General features: G+C 46.0%; 23 protein-coding genes and 1 pseudogene. 4 read left to right on the top strand and 20 right to left on the bottom strand.

What is annotated here, in order from left to right; genetic code table 11:
* Positions 1-96 precede the first annotated feature (96 nt).
* The gene (locus E1757_RS29265) at positions 97-423 is read right to left on the bottom strand and encodes a hypothetical protein (RefSeq protein WP_133234911.1); all 327 of its coding nucleotides are present in this window, start codon (positions 421-423) and stop codon (positions 97-99) included.
* A gap of 2 nt (positions 424-425) precedes the next feature.
* The gene (locus E1757_RS29260) at positions 426-650 is read right to left on the bottom strand and encodes a hypothetical protein (RefSeq protein WP_133234909.1); all 225 of its coding nucleotides are present in this window, start codon (positions 648-650) and stop codon (positions 426-428) included.
* Positions 651-841: 191 nt separating this feature from the next.
* Between E1757_RS29260 and E1757_RS29255 the strand changes: the two genes are divergently transcribed.
* On the top strand, positions 842-1,222 hold the full coding sequence (locus E1757_RS29255; protein ID WP_133234907.1) for a DnaJ family domain-containing protein: 381 nt from the start codon (positions 842-844) through the stop codon (positions 1,220-1,222).
* 209 nt (positions 1,223-1,431) lie between these two features.
* Here E1757_RS29255 and E1757_RS29245 read toward each other — a convergent pair whose 3' ends face one another.
* Complete coding sequence (locus E1757_RS29245; protein ID WP_133234905.1) at positions 1,432-3,303, bottom strand: bifunctional metallophosphatase/5'-nucleotidase; 1,872 nt, start codon at positions 3,301-3,303, stop codon at positions 1,432-1,434.
* A 478-nt stretch (positions 3,304-3,781) separates the two neighbouring features.
* Positions 3,782-4,798, bottom strand: a complete 1,017-nt coding sequence (locus E1757_RS29240; protein WP_133234903.1) for an aldo/keto reductase — start codon at positions 4,796-4,798, stop codon at positions 3,782-3,784.
* Positions 4,799-4,909: 111 nt separating this feature from the next.
* Between E1757_RS29240 and pdxR the strand changes: the two genes are divergently transcribed.
* Both pdxR and E1757_RS29230 read left to right on the top strand, forming a co-directional pair.
* Positions 4,910-6,310, top strand: a complete 1,401-nt coding sequence (gene pdxR / locus E1757_RS29235; RefSeq protein ID WP_133234901.1) for a MocR-like pyridoxine biosynthesis transcription factor PdxR — start codon at positions 4,910-4,912, stop codon at positions 6,308-6,310.
* Positions 6,311-6,505: 195 nt separating this feature from the next.
* A complete protein-coding gene (locus E1757_RS29230) occupies positions 6,506-7,084 on the top strand; it encodes an Hcp family type VI secretion system effector (RefSeq protein ID WP_165972337.1) in 579 nt (192 codons plus the stop codon).
* A 92-nt stretch (positions 7,085-7,176) separates the two neighbouring features.
* Here E1757_RS29230 and E1757_RS29225 read toward each other — a convergent pair whose 3' ends face one another.
* The 12 genes and pseudogenes from E1757_RS29225 to E1757_RS29170 all read right to left on the bottom strand — a co-directional run bounded on the left by E1757_RS29225 (position 7,177) and on the right by E1757_RS29170 (position 16,119).
* Positions 7,177-7,581 carry a GNAT family N-acetyltransferase gene (locus tag E1757_RS29225; RefSeq protein ID WP_165972336.1) on the bottom strand — a complete coding sequence of 135 codons (405 nt, stop codon included), beginning with the start codon at positions 7,579-7,581 and terminating at the stop codon, positions 7,177-7,179.
* Between the two features lie 183 nt (positions 7,582-7,764).
* Positions 7,765-8,164 (bottom strand): annotated as a pseudogene (locus E1757_RS29220) (methyltransferase domain-containing protein); the annotation flags it as partial.
* Positions 8,165-8,178: 14 nt separating this feature from the next.
* Positions 8,179-8,649 carry an ArsI/CadI family heavy metal resistance metalloenzyme gene (locus E1757_RS29215; RefSeq protein ID WP_133234895.1) on the bottom strand — a complete coding sequence of 157 codons (471 nt, stop codon included), beginning with the start codon at positions 8,647-8,649 and terminating at the stop codon, positions 8,179-8,181.
* A gap of 10 nt (positions 8,650-8,659) precedes the next feature.
* Positions 8,660-9,085, bottom strand: a complete 426-nt coding sequence (gene arsC / locus E1757_RS29210) for an arsenate reductase (thioredoxin) (RefSeq protein ID WP_133234893.1) — start codon at positions 9,083-9,085, stop codon at positions 8,660-8,662.
* Positions 9,086-9,116: 31 nt separating this feature from the next.
* Positions 9,117-10,529, bottom strand: coding sequence for an arsenic transporter (locus tag E1757_RS29205; protein WP_133234891.1), 1,413 nt, complete (start codon positions 10,527-10,529; stop codon positions 9,117-9,119).
* 13 nt (positions 10,530-10,542) lie between these two features.
* On the bottom strand, positions 10,543-10,857 hold the full coding sequence (locus E1757_RS29200) for an ArsR/SmtB family transcription factor (protein ID WP_133234889.1): 315 nt from the start codon (positions 10,855-10,857) through the stop codon (positions 10,543-10,545).
* Between the two features lie 468 nt (positions 10,858-11,325).
* Positions 11,326-11,679 carry a DoxX family protein gene (locus E1757_RS29195; protein ID WP_133234887.1) on the bottom strand — a complete coding sequence of 118 codons (354 nt, stop codon included), beginning with the start codon at positions 11,677-11,679 and terminating at the stop codon, positions 11,326-11,328.
* On the bottom strand, positions 11,676-12,713 hold the full coding sequence (locus E1757_RS29190) for a carboxymuconolactone decarboxylase family protein (protein ID WP_133234885.1): 1,038 nt from the start codon (positions 12,711-12,713) through the stop codon (positions 11,676-11,678). The genes E1757_RS29195 and E1757_RS29190 overlap by 4 nt, the downstream gene beginning before the upstream one ends.
* Positions 12,714-12,758: 45 nt before the next feature.
* Positions 12,759-13,427, bottom strand: a complete 669-nt coding sequence (locus E1757_RS37345; protein WP_181956703.1) for an SRPBCC domain-containing protein — start codon at positions 13,425-13,427, stop codon at positions 12,759-12,761.
* Positions 13,428-13,727: 300 nt separating this feature from the next.
* Positions 13,728-14,771: a sensor histidine kinase gene (locus tag E1757_RS29180; RefSeq protein WP_133234883.1), complete on the bottom strand. Its 1,044-nt coding sequence runs from the start codon at positions 14,769-14,771 to the stop codon at positions 13,728-13,730.
* Positions 14,764-15,447, bottom strand: coding sequence for a response regulator transcription factor (locus E1757_RS29175; RefSeq protein ID WP_133234881.1), 684 nt, complete (start codon positions 15,445-15,447; stop codon positions 14,764-14,766). The genes E1757_RS29180 and E1757_RS29175 overlap by 8 nt, the downstream gene beginning before the upstream one ends.
* Positions 15,448-15,492: 45 nt before the next feature.
* Positions 15,493-16,119, bottom strand: coding sequence for a hypothetical protein (locus tag E1757_RS29170; RefSeq protein WP_133234879.1), 627 nt, complete (start codon positions 16,117-16,119; stop codon positions 15,493-15,495).
* Between the two features lie 221 nt (positions 16,120-16,340).
* Here E1757_RS29170 and E1757_RS29165 point away from each other — a divergent pair, with 221 nt between their 5' ends.
* Positions 16,341-16,826, top strand: a complete 486-nt coding sequence (locus tag E1757_RS29165) for a DUF3995 domain-containing protein (protein ID WP_246079625.1) — start codon at positions 16,341-16,343, stop codon at positions 16,824-16,826.
* A gap of 148 nt (positions 16,827-16,974) precedes the next feature.
* On the opposite strand, the gene E1757_RS29160 is transcribed toward E1757_RS29165, so the two are convergent.
* From E1757_RS29160 to E1757_RS29145, 4 genes are all read right to left on the bottom strand, one after another.
* A complete protein-coding gene (locus E1757_RS29160; RefSeq protein ID WP_133234877.1) occupies positions 16,975-18,438 on the bottom strand; it encodes an Msr family ABC-F type ribosomal protection protein in 1,464 nt (487 codons plus the stop codon).
* 580 nt (positions 18,439-19,018) lie between these two features.
* Entirely contained in the window at positions 19,019-19,585 is a 567-nt protein-coding gene (locus E1757_RS29155; RefSeq protein WP_220446551.1) for a VanZ family protein, read from the bottom strand.
* 1,065 nt (positions 19,586-20,650) lie between these two features.
* Positions 20,651-21,616 carry an aldo/keto reductase gene (locus tag E1757_RS29150; protein ID WP_133234875.1) on the bottom strand — a complete coding sequence of 322 codons (966 nt, stop codon included), beginning with the start codon at positions 21,614-21,616 and terminating at the stop codon, positions 20,651-20,653.
* A gap of 171 nt (positions 21,617-21,787) precedes the next feature.
* Complete coding sequence (locus E1757_RS29145; protein WP_133234873.1) at positions 21,788-23,158, bottom strand: flavin monoamine oxidase family protein; 1,371 nt, start codon at positions 23,156-23,158, stop codon at positions 21,788-21,790.
* Positions 23,159-23,175 lie beyond the last annotated feature (17 nt).

Below are 23,175 nucleotides of genomic sequence, written 5' to 3'. Positions count from 1 at the left end.
TTGTGAAAAAGAAAAGGAGCTGCCGCGACAGCTCCTTCATGGTTTACTTCAATTCTTTTAAAACTGAATTTAAAAGCGAGATATCCGTGTGTATTATTAATTGCTATTCCAACCCATGTTATCTATATCCATCTTAGCGATATGATCGCTCGTTTCTTTTGTTCCTAATCTGCCGATCATAGAATAAATTTCCTTTAAGGTATCGTCATAAGCATCATTATCGCTATCATGATGATAAGGTACACCGGGCACATGTGAACGAATAAAAGTCCCCTCGTCGTATTCGTTCATCATCTCAAAAAGGTCCTGTAATTTATCAATATCCTCTTGAGTTGCTTCGATTTCAAATTCATATGCTGCATCACCTTGATTTACCATTATCGTTCTCGCTTGGACGGAAATGTAATATGTCCTTTTATCCATTTTTATCCTCCATAATAATAAATAAGAACTGCAGCCCCTAGAACAATGACTAATGGAAACAGGACATACGCAATTAAAATGGGATTTGCAATAATGTTATGTTTTCTGGTTAAATGATTCATTCCTTTATCGTATTCTTGATTTTCTTGTTTTTTTATAACGACGGCGGAGACAATAAACGCAAAAATACATACTATTGCAGCAATGCCCAATAGATAATAAATCATAACAAGTACTCCATCCTTAAGGCAGAATTGTTTATGACCATATTTCTATTTTTAATATTTGTGATTTGAGTCATACTCATGCATGGAAAGTAAAGGAGTTTAATTTTCAACCATTGATAACAAAACCGCCATATCGTACAAGAATACGTTTGCCGTAGTATGATAAAATGATATCGAGGAGTTGATAACCGATGGATTTTATGCGCACGATCGCAGAGGAGAGGATCCTGGAGGCCATTCGTCGCGGGGAATTAGACAATCCGCCTGGTGCCGGCAAGCCGCTTGCCCCTGATGATTTAGAGAATGTCCCGGCGGAGCTTCGGGTCGGCTTCAAGCTACTCAAGAATGCCGGGCTCATTCCCGAGGAAATGCAGCTTCGCAAAGAAATGGTAACGCTTGGTGATCTACTTTCGGTCTGTCAAGACGATACCGAGCGCACAGAGCTTCAATGTCAGTTGTCGGCCAAGAGGCTTCGCTATCAATCACTGATGTCTGACCGCGGATGGCTGATCTCGGAAGCGTTCACCGAATATGAGCGTCAAATCCAACAAAAACTAACAGAGAGCGAGTAATAATAGCGCCTGTCTCCTGGCAGCGCATAAAAAGAGGCTGTCCCATAAAGGTATCAACCGGTGATACAGTCCCAAAGCATATGCAAAGCCGCCTCCGCACCACTAAATAAGTGGCGATGGAAGCGGCTTTTTACATGCAAATTCATATTATAGTGGAGGGATGAAAATCCAATAATGACCTTTGGGACAGTCTCGAGTAACCGATTGTTTTATTTTACCTCCGTAATACGTCCTTCAAGCTTAGGAGTTATCGTCTCCTGCCCGGAGATCGTCTCTTCGATCAGTTCATAAAGCGTAATTCCCGTGTTGTACGCTTTTTTATCCTTGAACATGTCGTAGCCGTCACCTCCGACCGCCATGAAATCGTTGGTTGCGATGCGATAAGTCTTGTTCTCGTCAAGCGGTTGGCCTCCGATCTTCACTTCGGCTACGCGGGAGCCGGCCGGCTTGGACGGATTCCAGGCAAACGTCAGGCCGCTCACCTGAGGGAACCGTCCTGCGCCGCTCTCCACCTGCGAAACGCCGTTCTCGAGCGCGGCCTCCAATTCGCTGCCTTTCGCCTCCAACACGACAACCGTGTTCGGGAACGGCAGCACGTCGTACAATGCTTTCTTCGTGATATCCCCCGGTTTGATCTCCGTACGGATGCCGCCGCCGTTCGTGATCGCCAAATCGGCTTCGTAGCCTTTAATGGACTTGGTCCGGTTCAGCATCGCATCGGTCACGAAGTTGCCGAGGTTCGATTCGCGATTGCGCACGATCGTCCGGTCGCCCTCCAGAAGCACATCCGTATGTCCGATCGTCACGTTCAGCTCCTTGTCGATGTTGTCGCTGACCTGCTTGACCAGCTTTGCCATCTCCGGATCCTCGGGTACCTTTTCGTCATACTCCTTAAGCGAATCGGTCAATGCTACGAGCTCCCCGTTCAAATAATATAGATCGGCGCGGCCGAGCGACTTGAAATATTCCCAGTCCTGCACGATATAAGTTCCGTTCACGACTTCCGGCTGGGTCAGCTTCGTATGGGAATGCCCGCCGATGATCAGCTCGATCCCGGAAACCTGCTTCGCAATTTCGCGATCCTCTTCCACCCCGCAATGTGATAGCAGAATGATATGCTCCCCTTTGCCCTTCAGCTCCGCAACCATCGCTTTCGCCGTTTCCACGGGATCCTTGAACGTGATCCCCTTGACATTGTCGGGGTGAGTCAAAATTGCCGTTTCAGGGGTAACGAGGCCGAACACGACGAATTTCTCGCCGCCTGCCTCGAAGCGGTACGTCTTGTCCAGCAGAGGTGTGCCGTCTTCCTTCACGGCGTTGGCTCCAAGCATCGGGTAAGGCAGCATGCCGCGCAGCTTCAAGGTCTGATCGGCCCCGAAATCGAACTCATGGTTGCCCGCTTCCATGACATTGATGCCCAGCTCCTTTAACAGCGGCGGCAGCGATTCCCCCTTGAATTGGTTGACGAATATCGTTCCCTGGAACGTATCTCCCGCATCAAATAATTGGAAATTCGGGTTTTCGGAACGCCATTGCTTCAGAATGGTGGCAATGCGGGCGTAGCCGAATTCTCCCCCGGATTTATTCTCGGTAATATGGCCGTGCGTATCGTTCATATGTGCAATCGTGACATGGACCGTCATGCTTTGTCCCAGCGCATTGAAAAGCTCCGTACGGGCCACCGTATCAGCGGCCGGAAGCGCAACCGGGTAACCGGCTTTACCGAACAGCTGATTGAGGCGGGTGGCGGATAATGCCGCATTCGGCGTCTTCGCCTCTTCCGCCATCAGGAAGCTCTGGCTTACGGACCAGGACAAGGCAGGCAAAGCCCAATGTCCGCCCGCCGGGGCAGTCTGAAGCTTCTCTCCCTTCAGCCGGGCAAGGAGCGTTACCGCCTCCGCTGCCGTGATGCTGCGGTCCAGCGCCATATTGCCTGCGGCTTCGCCTTCGAGCAGTCCTTTGCTCTTCATCCAGCCCGCATGCGCGGATGCTTGGAACGGCTCAGCATGCGCCGCACTCGCTATCAAACTCAGCGTCAGCACGCCGGCTGCCATTAACGATAGTGTCCGATATTTATTCATGTCTCTTCCTCCCTTGGAATCGTCTGTCTATTACCATAGCAGACATGCCAACAGAAAGTGTCAAGACAATGTAAATGGAATGCAAAATCATTATAAAATATGATATTCCCGGCTCAATTTTGACACTACCGGTTCATAGAAATCCTTTAGCGCAATATTTTTTTAAGTCAACACTGCAAAAAAAAAGCCGCCCGTTTTTTGGATCGGATGGCCGATACGATTTCCGATAATAATCCGTTACCCGTTTACTAGCCTTGAAGCTTTTCCAGATATTGTTCGAAACGATCCATAAGTTGAACGCCTCCATCCAGCATTGCCGGCGAATGTTCCGACATTACGCTGCAACTTGCTGGAAGTCATCGTCAACAAAAGACGGATGTTCCTCATGATGAAGAGCATCCGTCTTGACTGTTTAATTACACGTGGAAGCGACCGGCCCTACGCTGCAGGCTGTCCGCCGAACCGCGAAACTGTTCAGTCAGTTTCGCATCGTATCCCTATTATCCAGAAGATTATCCAGAAGCTTGCGGATCTCTTCCATCTCGCCTTGCGTTAGCGGTCCGTAATCCAGCGCTTTGGCGGCTTCCTCCAGCTGCGTTTCCGTTTTCAGCCCCGGGATCGGAACCGCGGCTCCGCTTCTTCCCCAAATCCACGCAAGCGCCCCCTGCACCGGGCTTCGCCCCCCAGAAGTCAAAATTTCCTTGACCGCTTCGAGCTGATCCATATAACCGGCGTCCGGCTTGCCATTCTTGAAGTAAAAGACCCATTCGTGCTTTGAGCCCCGAACGTCGTCCTGCGGCAGACTGGACGATAGGTCGAATTTTCCACTTAACAGTCCCATGGCGAGCGGCGAATTGTTAATGCTGCTTAAACCGTAACGCTCGCACACATCGATCATTGGCCCGTCGTCGTGCAGCACGTTGAGCGGATGCTGGATGGCAACGCCGGAAGACCGCTCTCCGAAAGCCGCCGCACGTTCCGCGTCGCTAGTGCTCCATCCGTACGAGCGGATCCAGCCCTCCCGCTTCAATCCCTCAAGCGACTCAATAACGGAATCAAGCTCCTCAAGCGGGACTCCGCCAACATGGATCTGGTACAAATCGATATAATCGGTCCCCAGCCGTCGAAGCGATGCTTCGCAAGCTTTCCGGATATAGGCGGGAGACACATCGGTGCGCGTATAAACCTGTTTGGTCGCGATGTCGTGTGTAAAGCCGAATTTGGTCGCGATCACCGCCTCGTGGCGCTTCCCTTTCAGCGCGCGGCCGATAATGCTTTCACTGTGCCCGACGCCGTAGGCATCCGCCGTATCGAAAAAATTGATACCCAGCTCCAATGCCCGTCCTATGGCGCGGATGGAAGCCTCGTCATTCACATGCCCCCAACCGTCCGGAAGTCCGTCCAGCCAAAACGGCCCTCCGATCGCCCAGCAGCCGAACCCCAGCGGGCTGACCTCGATCTCCGAATTTCCCAGCTTCTTTCTTGCGATCTTCATCTTGTTGCAGCCTCCCTTTCCTTTTATTTCATACCGATTATAATGAAAGGTAATGGTTTCTTGTAGATCCAAAAATGGATTATTTTGAGGAACCAATCGGAGGCTTGATTCATGTACGGTATCCATATCGACACTTCGCTGGCCATGTCCGTAACAATGCAGCTGTGCAACCAGCTGCGCCGTAAAATCGAAAGCGGCGAACTTGCCAAGGGGACGCGTCTCCCTCCCACGCGCAGGCTTGCACAGGAGTTCGGCATTGCCAGAAACGTTGTAATCGACGCGTACGAGCAATTGACGGCAGAAGGCTATGTGACCGGGAAAGTCGGATCGGGTACCTACGTCGCAGCTGGGATCTCCACCAATCCCTTCATGGACGGCGGCGACGAACCGGATGCCTCTCCTTCCGGGCGGCGAAACGCCGATGGACTCATCGACTTTACGGCGGGGACGCCCGATCTGGGCTCATTTCCGCGAAAAGTATGGGCACGGTATCTGAGGGAGGCGGCCGAGTATGGGCCGGACCGCCTCTACGATTACGGAGATATTCGCGGCGAATACGAGCTGCGGACGGCGATTGCATCTTACTTGTTCCGGACGAGAGGCATGCGCTGCCATCCGGACCGGATCATGATCGTATCGGGCTCTGCAGACGGACTCGCACTGGCCGCCAGAGCCCTGTATCCCCGGTACCGCTCCGTATATATCGAAGACCCGACGATCGAGCTGGCGCAGCACATTTTTCGCAATGCCCGTTACAATCTTGTGCCTGTGGAAGTCGATCGGTCCGGGATGAACTTGCAGAACATCGGCTGCATGCAGGAAGGGCACTTATTGCTGCTGACCCCGTCCCATCATTTTCCTTGCGGGAGCATCCTGTCGATCCAGCGGCGGCAGCTTGCCGTCAAGATGGCGGAACAGTCCGATACCTACGTTCTGGAGGACGATTATGACGGCGATTTTCGCCTCAAGGGCATTCCGGTGCCGCCGCTGTATACGCTGGCCCCGGAGCGGGTCATCTATTTCGGGACGTTCAGCAAGACGCTGGCTCCTGGCCTGCGCATCGGCTTCGTTGTCGTCCCGAAGCGGCTGGCGGGCAGTTTCGCAGCGTTGAGAGAGGATATGAACCTGCGCTCCCCGTCCGTTCCGCAAATCGCGCTGGCCCGATTCATCAGCGACGGGCGGCTGGACCGGCATATTCACAAAATGAAAGGCATCTACAGGCATAGGCGGAATCAACTGGTGAGCGCCTTGCAGCACGCCTTCGGGGACGGCGCCGCCGTCTTCGGCGACGAGGCCGGCATGCATGTTATGGTTGAATTTATCTCCGTTCCGCGCGACTCGGACTGGCGCCTTTCCGAATCGTACGGCGTTCGGATTCAGGGACTGGAGGATTACGCCCTGATCAAGGGAGCGAACGGGAAGCGGATTGTGCTGGGCTATGGACATTTGAGCGAAGCGAACATCAAGGAGGGGGTCGACCGGATTCGCCGTTTCATTGCGGAATACCGGTAAATTAGCATACGAAAGCCACGGGACATGACTCGCCGACCGTGCCTTCCGCCTTGCCGGGAGAGGCCGGGTTACGGTGGCTCAAAGCGCACCATCTCATTGGACAAATTAACGCTTATGTTTATTTATCAGTTTGCATCTTTTACCATTCCGTGGAATATCAATATTTGTGTCAATACCTGTACGAGGAGTGATTCCATGAAAATATTAAAAAAACCGTTTCTATTCGTATTGCTTAGTTTATTGCTATTGGCCGCTAGTCCGGTCTCGGCCTCCACTGTAACATCAGCGACCGCTGAGACTCAGCCTGAACTTCGCTACAATGTTTACATGCAATTAGAAGGTATCGAAGGCGAATCAGCAGCAAAAGATTATGAAAAATGGATTGTACTCTCCGGCGTTTATTTTGATATTACGAATGACTCATCGAATTCAGGTGCAGGCGGTGCGGCCGGAAAAGCCGTTCTAAACGAGTTTGTGGTCACGAAACCGTTTGACGTTTCGTCCGTGCCTATTTTTCTGAATGCGGCAACCGGAAAACATTTAAAAAAAGGCAAGATTGTTTTTGCAACACGCGGCGAGTCATCGACTCCCCTCTTAACTATCGAGTTAAATGACGTGACTATATCTAATTATGACTTTAACAATACGAGCGAGACCATTAGCTTGCAGTTTAGTTCGATTCAACTCAGTTATTCAATAATCGATTCGAAAGGGTCCAAGGCTCCCCCCATTTATGGCGGTTTCGATTTCACGCATAATAAGGTTCAACCATAAAGAAATAATCCCTTGCCTTTTTAAAGGTTCAGGGATTATTTTTTATGACTCCCAATTCGGCGTCAACTTGTTGTTTTGATTTTCATGAAAAATTACCGGATTATATTTCTTGTCATGCCAACTGAAAATTTCTTGAATCCACAAGACTCATAATACGATTCCAAATTTTCTGTACATAAAAGTTGGGGAATTACGCGATTTTGCCCGCAATGGTCAATCATACGATTCAGCAGTTCTTTGCCAATTCCTTTGGACTGATAACTCGGCAGCACACACAATCCGCATATCATTCCAGTAATCACTCCATCTGAAATAATGCGCCCCATCCCCACCAATTTTTGATCGTCAAATGCATAAACGGCGTACCAGCTTTGATCGCACATTTGCTTTAAATCATCAACGGATAATTGAAGTGAATCCCACCCTAATGCCTCGTAGAGGGAATGTAATTGCGCAAAATCTTCAGGGGGTTCGATTGTATAACATATTGGCTTCACGCTCTTGCCTCCGATCGATATGTTTACCCATATTTTAACATAACTGCTCGATACGGCATGCCGCCAAATCATTATAGACATCAAAAATAAAATTTTGAATATACATCCGCGCGGAAACAGCATACAAATGCAATAAGGTTCTTGTCATCGAACAAGAACAAGAACCTTTTAACTTAACTACTACTATGGTTTAATTCCTTTAATAACGGTAGAAACAATATAATTTTCGACATTCGCTCCGGGAACCCAGTCTTTAATAAACGCCTTAGATTCATCTTTGGCCTCAATAATCACTTCTTTAAATCCGCTCTTAGTTAACATTGCTCTCAGTTCATCAACAAATGATGCGCCAGAGATACATCCGGAATATAGGAGGTCTATATTCATTTTTAATTTCCACCGGAAGGTCTGTTGTTGTAACAATACCCGAAATAGCCAGACGTCCGCCAGAACGCAAAACCCGGAAAGCTTCGTCAAACACTTGCTGCTTCGCCGGTGAAAGATTGATGACGCAGTTGGAAATAATAACGTCCACCGATTGATCGGGAACGGGCAGATGTTCAATTTCCCCTAAACGGAAATCGATGACGGCATGGACTACACTCCTTTTTTAAACGATCCAAATTCTACGGGAACCGGGACCGATGGCGGCGCACAGCATAAGGATAAATCTCTGGCTTCTCCTGCCGATTCAAATTCGGAATCTTCCTTGGTGTAAAATATCTCCCACGCGTTACCGTCCGGATCATACACCCAAACCTTATCCTGTACCGCATAGCAGCATGTCGTATTCATCTCGTCGATCAGCAGCAGCCCGCTTTGACGCAGCCGCTCCCCCATGGCAAGCACTTCATCGGTGTTATCCACCTGAAATCCCAAGTGATTCAGCACGCCTTTTTGCTCGAACGGCCGGACATTGAGCGAAAAATGCAGCGCCGGATCTTCTAGTTCAAATTTGGCGTAATTATCTTTGATCTTACTGGGTTCTGCTCCAAAAAAAGCACGGTAAAAGTCAAGGGATTTGTTCAGATCCGTACAGTTTAATGCGACATGCATTCTTTTAATCATAACCGCCACCTCATTTCCCTTCTTTTACGAACTGCCCAATCCGGCTCTTGATTGAATCGCGAACAGTGCGGAACTGGTTCATGATTTCGTCTTCCGTTCCGGTTGCTTTTGCCGGATCGTCAAACCCCCAGTGCCATTTCGTAACGTTCTTGTTGGAGATTACAGGACAATGCTCGTCTGCGTGGCCGCACAGTGTAATGACATAGTCTGCACGATTCAAAATTTCCGGATCGATCACATCCGAAGTATGCTGGCTAATATCAACGCCGGCTTCCTGCATCACTTGCACCGCACGCGGATTCAGCCCGTGGGCTTCAAGCCCTGCGCTTCTAACTTCGTATTTGTCGCTTCCTAAAGCCTTTAAAAAGCCATCCGCAATTTGGCTTCTGCAGGAATTGCCGGTGCACAAAAAGTAAACTAACGGTTTTTTCTCCATGGTAAACAATCTCCCTTTTGATATCAATTATTTATACGCCTTGATGTCCTCTTTTAGCTTGTTTACTGCCCAAGATCGACTTCATAATCATAGCAACCACGACAAGCAGAACCGCAATCATCGCATTACATAACCATACATTCATCTGCAGGGTTTGCAGAACATACAGCCATAAATAAAGACCGACAAGCGTTATGAACAATGTAGGTACCGTTAACAGGATGCCAACTTTAAAATAATATCTCCAACTGATTTTCACGTTTTTCGTGGAAAGCACATGCAGCCAAAGCAGCGTAGCCAGAGAGCCGATCGGTGTGATTTTCGGTCCTAAATCCGAACCGATCACATTCGCATAGATCAGCGCCTCACGAATAAATCCGCCGGTTTGTGTGCCTTGGATCGCCAGTGCATCAATCATGACCGTCGGCAAGTTGTTCATGATGGACGACAGGATCGCGGCTATAAAGCCCGTACCTACCGTTGCCGCAAACAGTCCTTGATCTGCAACCGCTTGAATGATGTTGCCTAACACATCGGTAAGCCCGGCATTTCGGAGGCCGTACACAACCACATACATGCCTATGGAAAAGACTACCACTGCCCAAGGAGCGCCTTTCACCAGATTCCATGTGTGAATCGCAGGACTCTTTCTCGCAGCGAACAAAAACGCTATCGCAGCGATACCTGCAATAATGGATACAGAGATCGAGAAAAATTCACTGACGAAGTAGGCAACAAGCAGCGCGGCTAAAATGACCCAGGATAGTTTAAAAAGCTGCAGATCTTTTATGGCTTCCTTCGGTCTTTTCAGTTGAGTTAGATTGTAGCTTTCCGGAATGCTTTTCCGAAAATACAGATAGAGCACAATGAGGCTTGCAATGATCGAAAAGAAATTCGGAACGATCATGCGGCTGGCGTATTCCGCAAAACCGATGTTGAAGTAATCCGCAGATACGATGTTGACTAAGTTGCTGACGACAAGCGGCAATGATGCTGTATCCGCAATAAAACCGCTGGCCATAATAAACGGCAAGATCATCTTTTCATCAAACTTCAGTGCCCGGACCATAGAAAGCACAATCGGCGTTAAGATCAGGGCTGCACCATCATTGGCAAACAACGCGGCGACCGCGGATCCAAGCAGAATGATAAAAACAAACATAAGGAGACCGTTTCCACGGGCGAGCCGTGCCATATGTAAGGCTGCCCACTCAAAAAATCCGATTTCATCAAGAATCAGTGAGATTAAAATAATCGCCACAAATGCCAATGTCGCATTCCATACGATGCCGGTAACGGTGCCAACGTCCGCAAAGCTGACCACTCCGAAAATTAAAGCGAGGATAGCTCCGGCACTGGCCGACCACCCGATATTTAACCCCCGCGGCTGCCAAATGACAAATGTTAAGGTAACTAAAAAAATAAGAAATGCAATGATGGCCATGTAGTCCTCCAACCTATTCGCAACTGTCGTTTTTCATTTGATCGATTTTTGGTTTTAACGACGGGATGTATCCTAAAACTGCCTGAATATAAGGTTTGTCTTCAATATTTAAAGAGTAATAAATCCATTGACCTTTACGTGTTTCATTAACAAGCCCGGCTGATTTTAATTTACGCAAATGCTGGCTCGCATTCGGCTGGGACGTTTCCAACAAATCGACGATGTCACAAACACAAAGCGGCCGTTCTTTCAAAAGAGCCATCATCGTTAACCGTGTCTTGTCTCCGAGCAGCTTAAAGGTTTCTGACATTTCATTTATTTGTTCCATTGAGAACCTCCGCTAAATCACGATACAATCTTTTGGTCTTTTAAAAGCTGCAGCACTTTTTCCTGAATCAAATCACGTGTCACCCGAAAATCTTCAATGTTCCACCGCGCTATCAGCAGTCACCTTATCTCCTGCATAATGTTTGGCAAACGCTTCGGCTATTTGACTTCTGCACCGGTAATGGACTACATCCGCAGCGGTTTGTTCATATATTCACCTCACATCAATTGAATTATGAAATAAATATATACGAATGCGCTCATATAATCAATTGATTATATTATTAATATTTTGTTAACACTTGTTCCTCTTCTCTTGCTGAGTACGATGTTTCGGCTTCTAAAAAAAATAAAAAAATCCTCTTGGGTGCTTCTCCCAAGAGGCGCATTTTCCAGCGTTACCGGACGAGTGAAATAATACCATAATCCAAAAATAGTAATCAACATCTCAAACGATTGAGTATCACGTTTAAAAACGTCCCATCGCGACAAAAATCAATAAAGCAAAGAGAACAATGTTCATTCCGATTGCCTGATTTTCTTTCCGCTTCGCGTGAAACAAAGCAGCGAAAAGCATGACGAGGCCAAGCCCGATGGCCGCAATGGGTGTCAGAGAAGGAGCAATTTTGAGTGCAAAAGGTAAAATCAAACCAAGCCCTCCAAGCAGCTCCGCTATCCCGATAAAAGCAACTAAGCCTTTTGAGGTATCTTTTACCCAAGGCATCGAAGCCTTTGCTTTCTCATATTGAAATGCTTTCATGGAACCTGCCACTATGAAAACTAATGCTAAAACACCTTGCACGATCCATAACGTAATATTCATTGACCCTCCTCCTCGTAATTCGGTTCCGAAAGCCACGATCCTATTTTTCGGGCGGCCATAAAACTGGACCACGATAACACATTCAGGAGCTGGACATCGTCTTCGTAAGCTGATCTAAAATCCTGAATCAGATCTTCGTCTATTTGATATGGGGCAATAGCAGTCAGCAATGCAAGTTTGGCTGCGATCTTGGATGGTCCGCTTAGCGTTTTTACCGTCTGTTCCACCCACTTCCGGCTGAGGCCGGGCTCTTTACCGTCCCATTCGTCGATATAATGCCGGACATTCGAACGGACTTCTTCAGGCAAGGTAGTATGTCCTGCCGCTTCCGTATCGGCAGCAAAACAGGCAAAAGCGCGGCTTATGATTGGGTGTGATTTCGCCCAACGCAGGTCGTCCGGCAGCAAGGCTTCCGACAAGAAAACAATTGACTCTCCAGGTTTTCTGCTTTTTCTTATGGAGGAGGAGAATAATAAAGCAATCACCCTTTTTATCATATAATTCATTAAAGAATGATTAATGGGTACCAACGTTTTATTAGTCAGCAAAACGTCCATCATGCGGGTGATATAATGGGTAGTCACAGCGGTTCCGATAATTTCCGGCGCTTCTTGTGCGGTAAAAGGCGGATTCAGCAATATTGACGACCGGGGCGAACGGGTTGCAAGCGCCCATTTTACAATCGAATACATCTTTTCATCCGATATTGAATCAACTTGATCTTTGCTTATCTTTTGGGCAACCTCATGATTTCCGGCTGCCATTAACATAGTGGTATGCGCATCGACACAAAACGAACATTGATTGGCTCTTGCAACCGCTGCGGCAACCGCTTCCTTAATGCCTCTCGGCACACTGCCGACAAGTTCCGTTTCTCTTAAAGCCGCCCATAAGCTTGCCAACAAAGGCGGCGAAGGGGAATGCATGATGAAAATATCTCCTACAAAACCAAAATCCCTCCGTATTTGTTTGTACATTTCGGATACGAGACCATTGCATGAGGATACGGGTAACGGCCGGATGTACTTGATCATTGCTTTCCTCCTTTTCTGATGTTGACCGTGGCCCTGCCTTTGTCTTCAGCTAACGTCGTACCCTAAATATTCAATGGCATCCTTCATGGCTTCCATGGTTACTTTGTTTTCATCGTATTCTATAAAAACTGTACCCCGGTTCAGGTCAACGCGCCCCGACGCCCCGAGCACGTTCAAAGCTTCCTCAACCGATTTGACACAATGATTGCACATCATACCCGTTACTTGAAGTGTTGTTTGCCGCATATCAATGTCTCCGCTATTTATGCTGATAACTTGATTATTCTTTTTATTAATTGCTCTTCTTACGAGACGATTTATGAGAACTGTCCAACCTTGCGTCATACGTTCATACACTACGGTGTGGAGTCTGCCGGATTCCGCTACCTTGTTCGTTTCCCACCCCGAATGAACAATCGTTATTTCCGTTTGGCCGCCCAAATCGCTCAGTTCAAACGTCAATTGCCAATCCTTGCCCCATTCAAACGATAGGCGCTTAGGCGGCTCAATTAGCGTCAATTTACACGGAGTTAGCCCTAACGGGCCTGCATCCAAGTAAAACTTATGGCCTTGCACGGGCTTAAAATCATTTGGCATAAACCATGCGGCTATACCTTCCGATGTGGCGACGGCTTGCCACACTTTGTGAATGGAAGCATCCACTATGATCGTTCTGCGGATGTCGGGTAGCCGGTTTTCACTCAGGTTCTCCATATCTGATGTCCTCCTTGTGCCGTTATGGCTATCAATTTTTAGTACACACCTGTTTATAAAAATCTTGCACATTCTCGGCTCGGTCGACCGGTAAACTCGCGCCAATCATCCTACCTTGCGTGGACAGGGATCCGATTTGTTTTTGTTCCATTTTTTCACTCTCCTCTCGCTTATCTACAATTAATTCTATGTGGTCTATATGAACGCAGCATGAACTAAATGGTTAAATATGGAAAATTAAAAAGACGAGCAAAATGGATTGCTCATCTTTTCTTTCCAAGGATATGAATAATTTCGACACTACGCACGAGGTAAAATAACCGAGATGGCCGTCCCGGCGCCCGGCCTGCTGTCCACTTCGATCCAGCCGCAGTGCAGATCAACGACGCGCCTTACGATCGCCAAGCCGAGACCGCTTCCCTCCACTTCCCGGTTGTGGGATTTGTCCGCCTTAAAAAATCGTTCAAAGATGCGCTTGCGGTCCTCATCGGCGATACCGATTCCATTGTCCCGAAAGGTGACAGTAACTTCACCGCTGCCGGGACTAACCTCTATCGTGATGTTTCCGCCTTCCGGGGTAAACTTGATGCTGTTATGAAAAATATTTTGCCATACCTGGTTCAGCAAATCTTCGTCCGCCTTTACCGCGGTTTTGGGCAGGTCCAGATGAATATGCAATCTTTTGGCCGTCCATTGCGGTTCTGCCGCAACCACGATGTGGCGAAGCTGCCGGTCGAGCTGAACGAGGGAGGGATGAAACGGATGGTACTTCGAATCCAGCATGGCAAGATGCAGCATGTTGTCACTGAGCCGGGAAAGCCGAATGCTTTCTTGACGTATAATTTCCATGCATCGCAGTTGTTCCTGCTCGCTTAAACCGTCGGTTTGCAAAATCGAAATAAAACCCGATATGGACGCTAGCGGCGTTTGAATTTCGTGAGAAACGTTGGACACGAACTCCTGGCGCATCTGTTCAACCTGATTCAGCTCGTTTGCCATTTGTTGAAAATGCTGCGACAGGACGCCCAATTCATCGTTTCCTTTTCTTTGCAGTCGGATGTTGTAATCGCCTTTGGCAACTATTTTGGTTGCTTCCGTTAGTGCTTTCAGCGGCTTCACCAGGAAAAAGGTTAAGATTACAAATTTCAGGCTGCCGATTACTAGCGCCAAACAAAACATCGTCAACAGCGCCACGCGAAGCTGCAAAATAGCTTCGGTGCCCTGGATGAATTGAACGATCTGTTCTTTATATAGATAATATGTAATCGGAATCGATGTGCCGAGTCCGACAAAAACAGCAGAAATAAAGGTCAACACGATTCTGATGTATAAATTTTTAAACATCGTTCGCTGTCTCCAACCGATAGCCAAGACCGCGAACCGTTACGATCCGGAATTCATTGGCATAAGCGGCAAACCGCTCCCGCAGCCTTTTAACATGAACGTCAATCGTCCGTTCGTCCCCTTCGTGATCGAATCCCCATACGGCCTCGATCAATTGCTCCCGCATAAATATTTGACCGGGATAGCTCGCAAGATGGAATAACAATTCGAATTCCTTTTGCGGCAAAGTCCATTTTTGATTCCCGCAGATCACTCTGCCTCGGAGCCGGTCCAATTTGAAACTGCCCATGGAAATTGTTTTATCGGCTGTAATCCGGTAACGGCGCAGCAGTGCTTTGATCCGTGCCACCAGCTCCTGCGGGTCAAATGGTTTTACCAAGTAATCATCGACACCTAATCCGAAGCCCTTCAGCTTCTGGCTCGTTTCGTGCTTGGCCGTGATCATGAAGAGAGGCAAGTCAGGGTACAAAACCCGCAGCTCTCGGCACAGATCCCACCCGTCCATGACGGGCATCATGACATCAAGAACAACTATATCCGCAGGAGAGCGTTCTATTTCATCCATAGCCTCTTTTCCGTTTAAAACTCCTCGAACCCGATAGCCCTCTCGGCTTAAAACGAATAAAATCATTTCCAGCATATGCGCATCATCCTCGACCACAAGAACGCTTGTCATACCCGGCCCCCTATTCAAAATGGATAAGCCCGTACTATTCGTTAGTTATTTCGGAAAAGTAACCTGCCTTGTTTCAATATCCAATATTATTGTTCGAACATCATTTTTAGAAATAAAAACAGCTTCACCAGCTTTATCAAAGCAATATGCAATAGGTATTGATACGTCACTTCCTCTGAATGAACCATCAGCGTGACTTGTACCAATAATCATCGTTTTATGTTCGATTGCTATTTTTCTAGCCAGGTTTATCCACTCTTCAAATTGTTCTTCGCTAAACATGCCTACACCGATTGGATGTACGATCATGTCAATATTATCGTCTGCTCCGCCTTTTACTCCTTGTTTGACTAACTCATCGCAAAGTATATGACCAAATTTAAGACCTTCTTCAACAACAAAAGATGTATCGCTATACTTTATTCTATCAAGAACAATTTCACCTTTACGGTTAATAATGATGGCTCTATCTTTTGGACTTTCGTGAAATCTTCTATGTCCACCGATAAGAATTGCATTATAATTTTTGGCTAAGGCACATGCTTCTTCTAAATTTTCATTCAAGTACCCTTCTGGAAAAATCACAACATCAACCGATGAGTTACTCATTAATTCACTTTCAAGCTGTTCTATTGTTTTTTCGAGTTTTGGCTGTATAATGAGTAATTTCATTGTATCCTCCATAATCAAATTATTTCCTTAAAAATAATTCAACGCAGCTGTGGCTATTCCTCTATTTGGAAAATAGTTTAGAACCTTTTAGCTTCAAATTTGGTATATGTTCTTCTTACGGGCTGCGGTCGGCGGATAGGACTGACGTGTGTTAGAATAGAGTTGGGGATTTTTACACCGCTAAAACAATCTACCGAGGGATCGTGAAGGTGACCATAATCGTGAAAAAGCACACTTGGCCCGTCATCGGCGGAATCATTTGGTCCTTGCTGTTCGCTGCAATGAGCTTCTATTGGGCGAGCGGCGGCATGCTTGGGGTTTCAACGCTGGGCGAATTCATCGCCAGGCAAGCAGTTATAAGAGACAAGAGTTTCATGATGCTCGTATGGCTCACGGGAGTCGTCAAAGTTCTGGGCGCCGTTCTGCTGTTCGGTCTCTTGAAACCGTGGAAAAGCAAGCTCACGGCCAAAGGGCTCTATTTCGCGGCGGTGGCGGGAGGCGCATTTCTCTTTCTTTATGGTTTGCTGAATTGGCTAGCCGTACTTCTTGCGTCCGCTCAGGTGCTGAACATGAATATCGACCGTTACTCCGCGAACTGGCGGCTCTTCTTCTGGGAGCCCTTCTGGATGCTCGGCGGGGTGCTCTATTTCGTTTCCGGCCGTCGCTTCTATGCACGCATGAGTTGGAGAAAGCGATCGGAGACATAAATTCGACAGGACACAGGAAATGTTTGCCGGCAAGCTGCGGGAGAAGATGCGAATTACTTTCACCACAGGCGAAAAAGGCAGCCGTTCATCTGCCCGACTGCCTTTCGTATTTTATTGAGTTTTAGCATTGCTCACCGGTCAAACTTCGCTAAGCCTTCCGAACGATCTTTTTATCCTCAATTTCATATACGGCATCAGCTACGTTCTCCAACAAACGAACATCGTGCGAGATAAATATGATTGTACCAGCGTAGTTCCTCATCATATTTTCTAGCGCTTCCACGGCAGGAAGATCAAGAAAATTGCTTGGTTCATCCATAAGCAAGATGTTATATCGCCCCAGCAGCATTTTGGCAAGCTGCAATTTAATCATTTCGCCGCCACTTAAAACAGATAGCTCCTTGCGTACATCATGATGAGAGAATCCCATAGATGCCAGTACAGCGCGAATTTCCGGCACCTGATAATCACAGTATTCCAGCATGAACTCCATAACACCCTGATTACGGTCAAACTTGTAACCTTTTTGAGCAAAGCAGCCGATTTCCGCTTTAGGAGATATGGAGATGCCGTCTTCGCGATCCAGTATCATTTTGAAAAGCGTCGTTTTACCTGTTCCATTTGCACCGGTTACCGCAATCTTGGCACCCAACGGAAATTGAAAAGACGCATGTTCAAAAATGACCTTGCCCCCAAGCTGTTTGCAAATCTCTTTCCCTGTGACAGGAAACGGATTGTGAAGCTCCAGGGCTTTGCTTTGTCGGAATTGGACGGAGCGAACTGCTTCGGGTGATTTCACATCACCAAGCGCCTCGATTCTATGCTCCATATTTTTAGCGGCATTATGGAGCTTCTTCTGTTTGCTGCCCGTCGTTTTTTGATGACCGAGACGTCCGCCGCTTTCAGAACTGTTTTTTCTTGAAGCTCCCTTCGCTTTTTGATCCATCTTCCGAGCCTGATTCTGTTTTTCGGTGATTGCCTTCTCTAACCTGTCTCGTTCAGCAGTAAACTGCTTATATTGTGCAGCTTGAGTTTGCCGTTCTTCTTCCTTTTGCGCCAAATATTCGGAATATCCCCCCCAATACTCGGTAATCTTTCCATCTTTCAGTTCCCAAATTTTATCGACGACCTGATCAAGGAAATAGCGGTCATGACTTATAATGAGCAATGCGCCGGAAAAATTTTTAAGCTGGTTGATTAAAAAGTATATGCCATCACGATCTAAGTGGCACGTCGGTTCATCAGCAAAGATACCATGCACCTCGTTAGATAATGCTTGCGCAATTTTTAGCCGTGTTTCTTCACCACCGCTCAAGTTCTCTACATGAATACGGTCAATTCCCAGTTTGCCCATTAAAGCGTGATCCTTTATCTCGTGCACGACGACATCATCCAACTGCGGGATATAAGCAAAATTAGCCTCCCGGACGATTTTACCTTGCGGTATTGGCGTTTCACCCAACAATACTTTTAACAATGTACTCTTTCCTGCCCCGTTTGCGCCTACCAGACCGATACGATCATAATCATAAAGCTCCAATTCGTCGATATCCAGGATATCGCGACCCATATATTCCACATAAATATCTTTTGCTTTTATCAATAAATTCACAATAATAACCTCCTTCAGAAATCGCAGTTTTCTGTTCGCAGGATAGCCTGCGATTTATGAAGCGAGGATTATATAAAGAAGTACCAGTGCATATATCGCATACTAATAGCCCCTTCCCGTTTATTTCATCTAAATTTCGAATAGACGGAAGCAATTTGGGCAATAAAAAATACAGATCCAAGTCCACAATGCGGGCTTAGATCTGCATTTATCACGAGAGAGAACGCACCGAAAGAGGCATAGCCCGAAAAAAGCTATCCAAATCGCGATCTATGTCCTGCACACGTAAAATAAGCAGCTCAAAAAAAGCCCACAATATGTGGAAAAACCCGCTTTTTTATTGCCAGCTTATCTTAAACGCATGGAGTGTATCATAGATGACAAGCCTCCTAATTAAAAATATATGTAATGATAACATCGACTGCTCCGACTGTCAATTCAGTAAATCACGCACAATCGTTTAGACAATTATTTTCTCAGGCCTGTTGATTAACCACTAAATGGTAGAAAAAGAATCGTCAACCCGGTAAAATTTGTTTGTACCCCTACAAACCAACCGAAAGGTGACGACTCCAGATATTCAGAGACGCAATCTCACCACAAATAATAAATATAATAAAACAGGCAATCCTATTGCTGATAGTGTTGTAATTGCAGTACGTACTTTTTTCTCATCTCGTAATATAAACATTAAAAACTTATACCCTATAATACCAACTAATCCACCCAAACAATTTAAAATTATGTCATCAATGTCTGATGCTCCAATGCCTAAAAGCCCCTGAATGATTTCAATAAATAAACTCACTATGAATATAAATAGCAGATTGGTTATTACTCTTTTATCGTTTTTGAATGCTGACAAATATGTGCCAAGAGGAATAAAGATAACTATATTGCCAACCACATTAGCAAAAGCGAAATTTTTTATAGTGGCAGAGTTGCTAAATATATATTCCTTTATACTATAAAAAGGAATGAGATTGATTGACCTATCTAAAGTCCTTTGACTATTTAACAAATCCAAAAGTGAAACTCTTGATAAGAACAATAATTTAAATAAAAAAAGTATGTAACAAATGAAAACTCCATATAAAAAGACTGTTTCAATTCTCTCTTGTTTATTCATAATTCTTGCATTTTTCATTTCTTCTCCTATTCTCTGACGTCCAGTTTATAAATTCGTAACGGCTTTGACTATAAGCCGACCAAACGTTACTGGAATTACATATTTTGGCTAATAACAGGCCAATTATTTTCTTTTTAATAATTTATGAATACTCGATGGCTGTAAGCCGGTTTGGATAAGCAATTTGATATTGAAACCTGACTTCCCATAGCTTAAACGATACCAATAGTAATTTATATATTCTATCACGGAAAAAACATAAATTAATATACTGACAACCAGGTCATTTTTATTCTGAGCGAGCATTATCAATATTATAACTACTAACACAGCTAAAATAAGATTCGTAATTCTAAGTGCAATTAGAGTTTTCCGCATTAAAAACGGTTTCTTCTTCCCTATTGATTGAGATCTATATACCCAATACGTAACACCTTGAAATAATATAAACACAAGGAATGATAGCGCAAGCAAGCTCGCGACCCCTAAATCTACATAAATTTTATATACAACCAAAAAAGAAAAGGCGGCCGCTAACTCACCCAACGCTAAATTGAATAGGTGTTTTCTTAGTTTTCTCATAAAATTCCTTTTTAAAGCACATCCTCATCAACAGTCTTTGGATCAATTAATGTATTCATTTTATCACATTATCTTGTTAAGCAACCCTTTATGATTTGAATTTCTGCAAGCAGTAGAGCTGCTTCAATTTGTTTCAGAAGGAAGAGAAACGGTATCTTCCTTTCATTTTTTATTGTCACTTTTACGCCCTCCAGTGACTCGTATTCCAAAACAGATGATAAAGGGCGTAACCTTATTATGCAATAAATGAAAAAAAGACCGGTATCTCATTTGTCTTAAATGATTGTCTAATTCTCTCACTACAACTTACGCTACATAATGAAAGATTCGGCCATAAATAGGGAAAAACCGCGCAGCATCAAGCCTTCGCGGTTTTTCAATTGATGGTGATTTAACAATCGACTATAAAGTTTGACCGGTCCTTCTCTACTGCAACCAGTGTTCAATTAAACTGCTTATTAGACCATGACATTGGCTTTAAAGTCACAAATTATCGGCCCATTATGTAAATCTATTCGCTTCGGGATCGTCCGTATCAAATCCAATGGCGTCTAGCGCAGGCCAAAGCTCGGGAGGAATAGAGTAACTGGCAAGCTCCAATGTCTGGGCGACTCGTTCCGGTTTGGTCATGCCAACGACAGTACTCGTGACACGGGGATCACGCATGGAGAATTGAAGCGCCGCGGCGGCCAGAGGCACATCGTATTCCTGGCAGACTTTTACAAACAATCGTGCGCGTTCGAGCAATGATTGCGGTGCATCACTATAAGCATAGCGGGCGTAGGCATCTGGACCTTTTGCCAGCATGCCGCTACCATAGGGTGCTGCGTTGATTACTGCAACACCCAATCGACTGGCGACATCAAGCAAAGGCTCAGCTGATCGATTGAGCAGCGTATAGCGGTTATGAGTCTCAACGGCGCTAAACTCACCCGTTTCTACATATCGAATGAGCATTTGGATCGGCCCGCCAGATATACCAATGTGATCGATGACTCCCTGATCTTTGAAGCTTTTCAATACCTCAAGCGGTCCGCTCGGCCCCATTACATTCTCAAAGGTAGTATGTTCCGGATCATGGATGTAAACATATTGCAGGCGATCCAGCCCCAAGCGGAGGAGACTTCCTTCGATGGAACGTTTGATTTGTTCGCCGCTGAAGTCACCGGTTTGTAAGCAGCGATCAGCTTTGGTGGCGAGCACATAGCCCGATGGGAGTCCACCGTTCTCTTTAATTACCTTGCCGATACGGCGCTCGCTCTCACCATCACCATAGGCCGCAGCTGTATCGAGGAAGTTGATCGGGCCTGCAAAGGCAGCACGAATTGTGGCCAGCGCGTTTTCTTCTGTTGTACTGTAGTTAAAGGTTTCAGGCATATCGCCAAGTGGAGCTCCACCTATACAAAGCGGGGAGACAAGAAGGCCTGTTCTGCCAAGTAACCGATTGGATAGCAGAGGTTTAGACATAGAGTGATCCTCTCTTTCTTTCACAATTTGAATTTCTTTACAAGTAATGAATAATTATAGATTACCTAACACTGCCTTGTTCGTCAATTCTTGGAAGGTAACATGCCGGTTTTAGTGGAGTAAGCTTCAATCACAGCAATGTTCAGCAAAACCTATACATACATTAGCGTACTATATGCTGTTACCTGCAATAATTTGATTTACAGTTCGTAACGCAGAGGAGATCGCACCTTCAATCCAACCGGGAAAAAGACTTGTATCATCACCTGCAAAGTAAATACTATCTTGCTGGGCAGACAGTGTCGGGATCATTCGAATCATCTGTTTCGGCCTATACCAAGCATATGCACCCCGAGAGTAAGGATTATGATCCCAAGAAAAGACCGCCGCACCTTCATAATTATACGACAATTCAGGCAGCACCTGTTTGATTTCTGATACAGCCGCATTAAGATTACCAGCTCTAGCTATTTCCCGCGCCGCTTCACCGGAAGAATACGAACAAATTAACCCTCTCCTTGAGGTCGTTTGAGTGAATGTGGCATCATACAGCCAGCCAATTTTCAGATCTGTATTTACTGTAGTAAAGGAACTTAAGTTTTTCCAGAATTTGGTTCGACTTTGTACGACGGTACGAGTAACAGAAGTAGAAAGTTGATTTTGAATGGCATCATTTTTTTCTTTGGTGAGTGGCGGGGAAAAATGAATTGTTCGCAGAACTGTAGAGGGAATAGCCATAATGACCCGATCACAGTAGATAGTGAAAACTTCGCCAGATTTAGTAAATTGGATAGTTACTCCTTTATTATTATGCTCAATATGCGTCGCAGCACATCCATAACTGATATTGGAGCCAATTGTAAGGGCAAGCTTTTTCGGTAGTTGATCCATTCCACCTGCTATAGTTTGTGCGCTTCCCTCAGAGCTGGCCATTTTTAGGTCCAACAGTCGCTGTAATGCAGATACTTTACGAATACCATCGCCTAACATCTGCATATAACCGATTTCAGACAACTTAATTGCACCTGGAGATGCTCCTTGACCCTTAAGATATTCTTCCATTGTCATTGAATCGAGCTGTATCGCTTGTTTTGTGGGCCAGTCCGGCAAAAAAGGATTACCCGTCGCTTTAAGCCCCGGATTAAGATATTTTTCCAAAATTCCCGCATATCCTAAATTTCTTTCCTCCGCTGTAAGCGAAACAGGCCACCGTGCAGGTTCAGCCGGAGAATCTATTATTAATCTTCCGTTGATATATGTCAAACGTCTATTGGGGACTGGTAAATTTATTAATTGAACCCCGGCCTGCTGGGCATAACTCAATGTGAGAAAATGATGCGCTCCAATGAAGGCAGCCCCCATCTCGCAATACATTCCGTCAGCAAATTGATCCCGCATCGTGTATACGCGACCGCCCGGTCGATTAGTTGCCTCGAATAAACGCACATTATATCCTTGTTTCATAAGCTCCAAAGTGCATACCAAACCCGCCATCCCTGCCCCAATAACTACAATACTCTCGGGAAAACGACCTATTACCATAGAGTCCGATTCCTCCA

Source organism: Paenibacillus piri (assembly GCF_004354045.1).
GTDB lineage: Bacteria > Bacillota > Bacilli > Paenibacillales > NBRC-103111 > Paenibacillus_S > Paenibacillus_S piri.
This window is presented reverse-complemented; position numbering and strand designations above follow the sequence as displayed.

Coding starts and splice junctions, on each gene's coding strand:
- E1757_RS29195 (WP_133234887.1), bottom strand. CDS start 11,679: ATGAATATTACGTTATGGATCGTGCAAGGTGTTTTAGCATTAGTTTTC.
- E1757_RS29145 (WP_133234873.1), bottom strand. CDS start 23,158: ATGGTAATAGGTCGTTTTCCCGAGAGTATTGTAGTTATTGGGGCAGGG.
- arsC (WP_133234893.1), bottom strand. CDS start 9,085: ATGGAGAAAAAACCGTTAGTTTACTTTTTGTGCACCGGCAATTCCTGC.
- E1757_RS29265 (WP_133234911.1), bottom strand. CDS start 423: ATGGATAAAAGGACATATTACATTTCCGTCCAAGCGAGAACGATAATG.
- E1757_RS29190 (WP_133234885.1), bottom strand. CDS start 12,713: ATGATCAAGTACATCCGGCCGTTACCCGTATCCTCATGCAATGGTCTC.
- E1757_RS29175 (WP_133234881.1), bottom strand. CDS start 15,447: ATGACAAGCGTTCTTGTGGTCGAGGATGATGCGCATATGCTGGAAATG.
- E1757_RS29180 (WP_133234883.1), bottom strand. CDS start 14,771: ATGTTTAAAAATTTATACATCAGAATCGTGTTGACCTTTATTTCTGCT.
- E1757_RS29150 (WP_133234875.1), bottom strand. CDS start 21,616: ATGTCTAAACCTCTGCTATCCAATCGGTTACTTGGCAGAACAGGCCTT.
- E1757_RS29260 (WP_133234909.1), bottom strand. CDS start 650: ATGATTTATTATCTATTGGGCATTGCTGCAATAGTATGTATTTTTGCG.
- pdxR (WP_133234901.1), top strand. CDS start 4,910: ATGTACGGTATCCATATCGACACTTCGCTGGCCATGTCCGTAACAATG.
- E1757_RS29230 (WP_165972337.1), top strand. CDS start 6,506: ATGAAAATATTAAAAAAACCGTTTCTATTCGTATTGCTTAGTTTATTG.
- E1757_RS29200 (WP_133234889.1), bottom strand. CDS start 10,857: ATGGAACAAATAAATGAAATGTCAGAAACCTTTAAGCTGCTCGGAGAC.
- E1757_RS29215 (WP_133234895.1), bottom strand. CDS start 8,649: ATGATTAAAAGAATGCATGTCGCATTAAACTGTACGGATCTGAACAAA.
- E1757_RS29155 (WP_220446551.1), bottom strand. CDS start 19,585: ATGAAAAATGCAAGAATTATGAATAAACAAGAGAGAATTGAAACAGTC.
- E1757_RS29245 (WP_133234905.1), bottom strand. CDS start 3,303: ATGAATAAATATCGGACACTATCGTTAATGGCAGCCGGCGTGCTGACG.
- E1757_RS37345 (WP_181956703.1), bottom strand. CDS start 13,427: ATGGAGAACCTGAGTGAAAACCGGCTACCCGACATCCGCAGAACGATC.
- E1757_RS29170 (WP_133234879.1), bottom strand. CDS start 16,119: ATGAAATTACTCATTATACAGCCAAAACTCGAAAAAACAATAGAACAG.
- E1757_RS29240 (WP_133234903.1), bottom strand. CDS start 4,798: ATGAAGATCGCAAGAAAGAAGCTGGGAAATTCGGAGATCGAGGTCAGC.
- E1757_RS29205 (WP_133234891.1), bottom strand. CDS start 10,529: ATGGCCATCATTGCATTTCTTATTTTTTTAGTTACCTTAACATTTGTC.
- E1757_RS29255 (WP_133234907.1), top strand. CDS start 842: ATGGATTTTATGCGCACGATCGCAGAGGAGAGGATCCTGGAGGCCATT.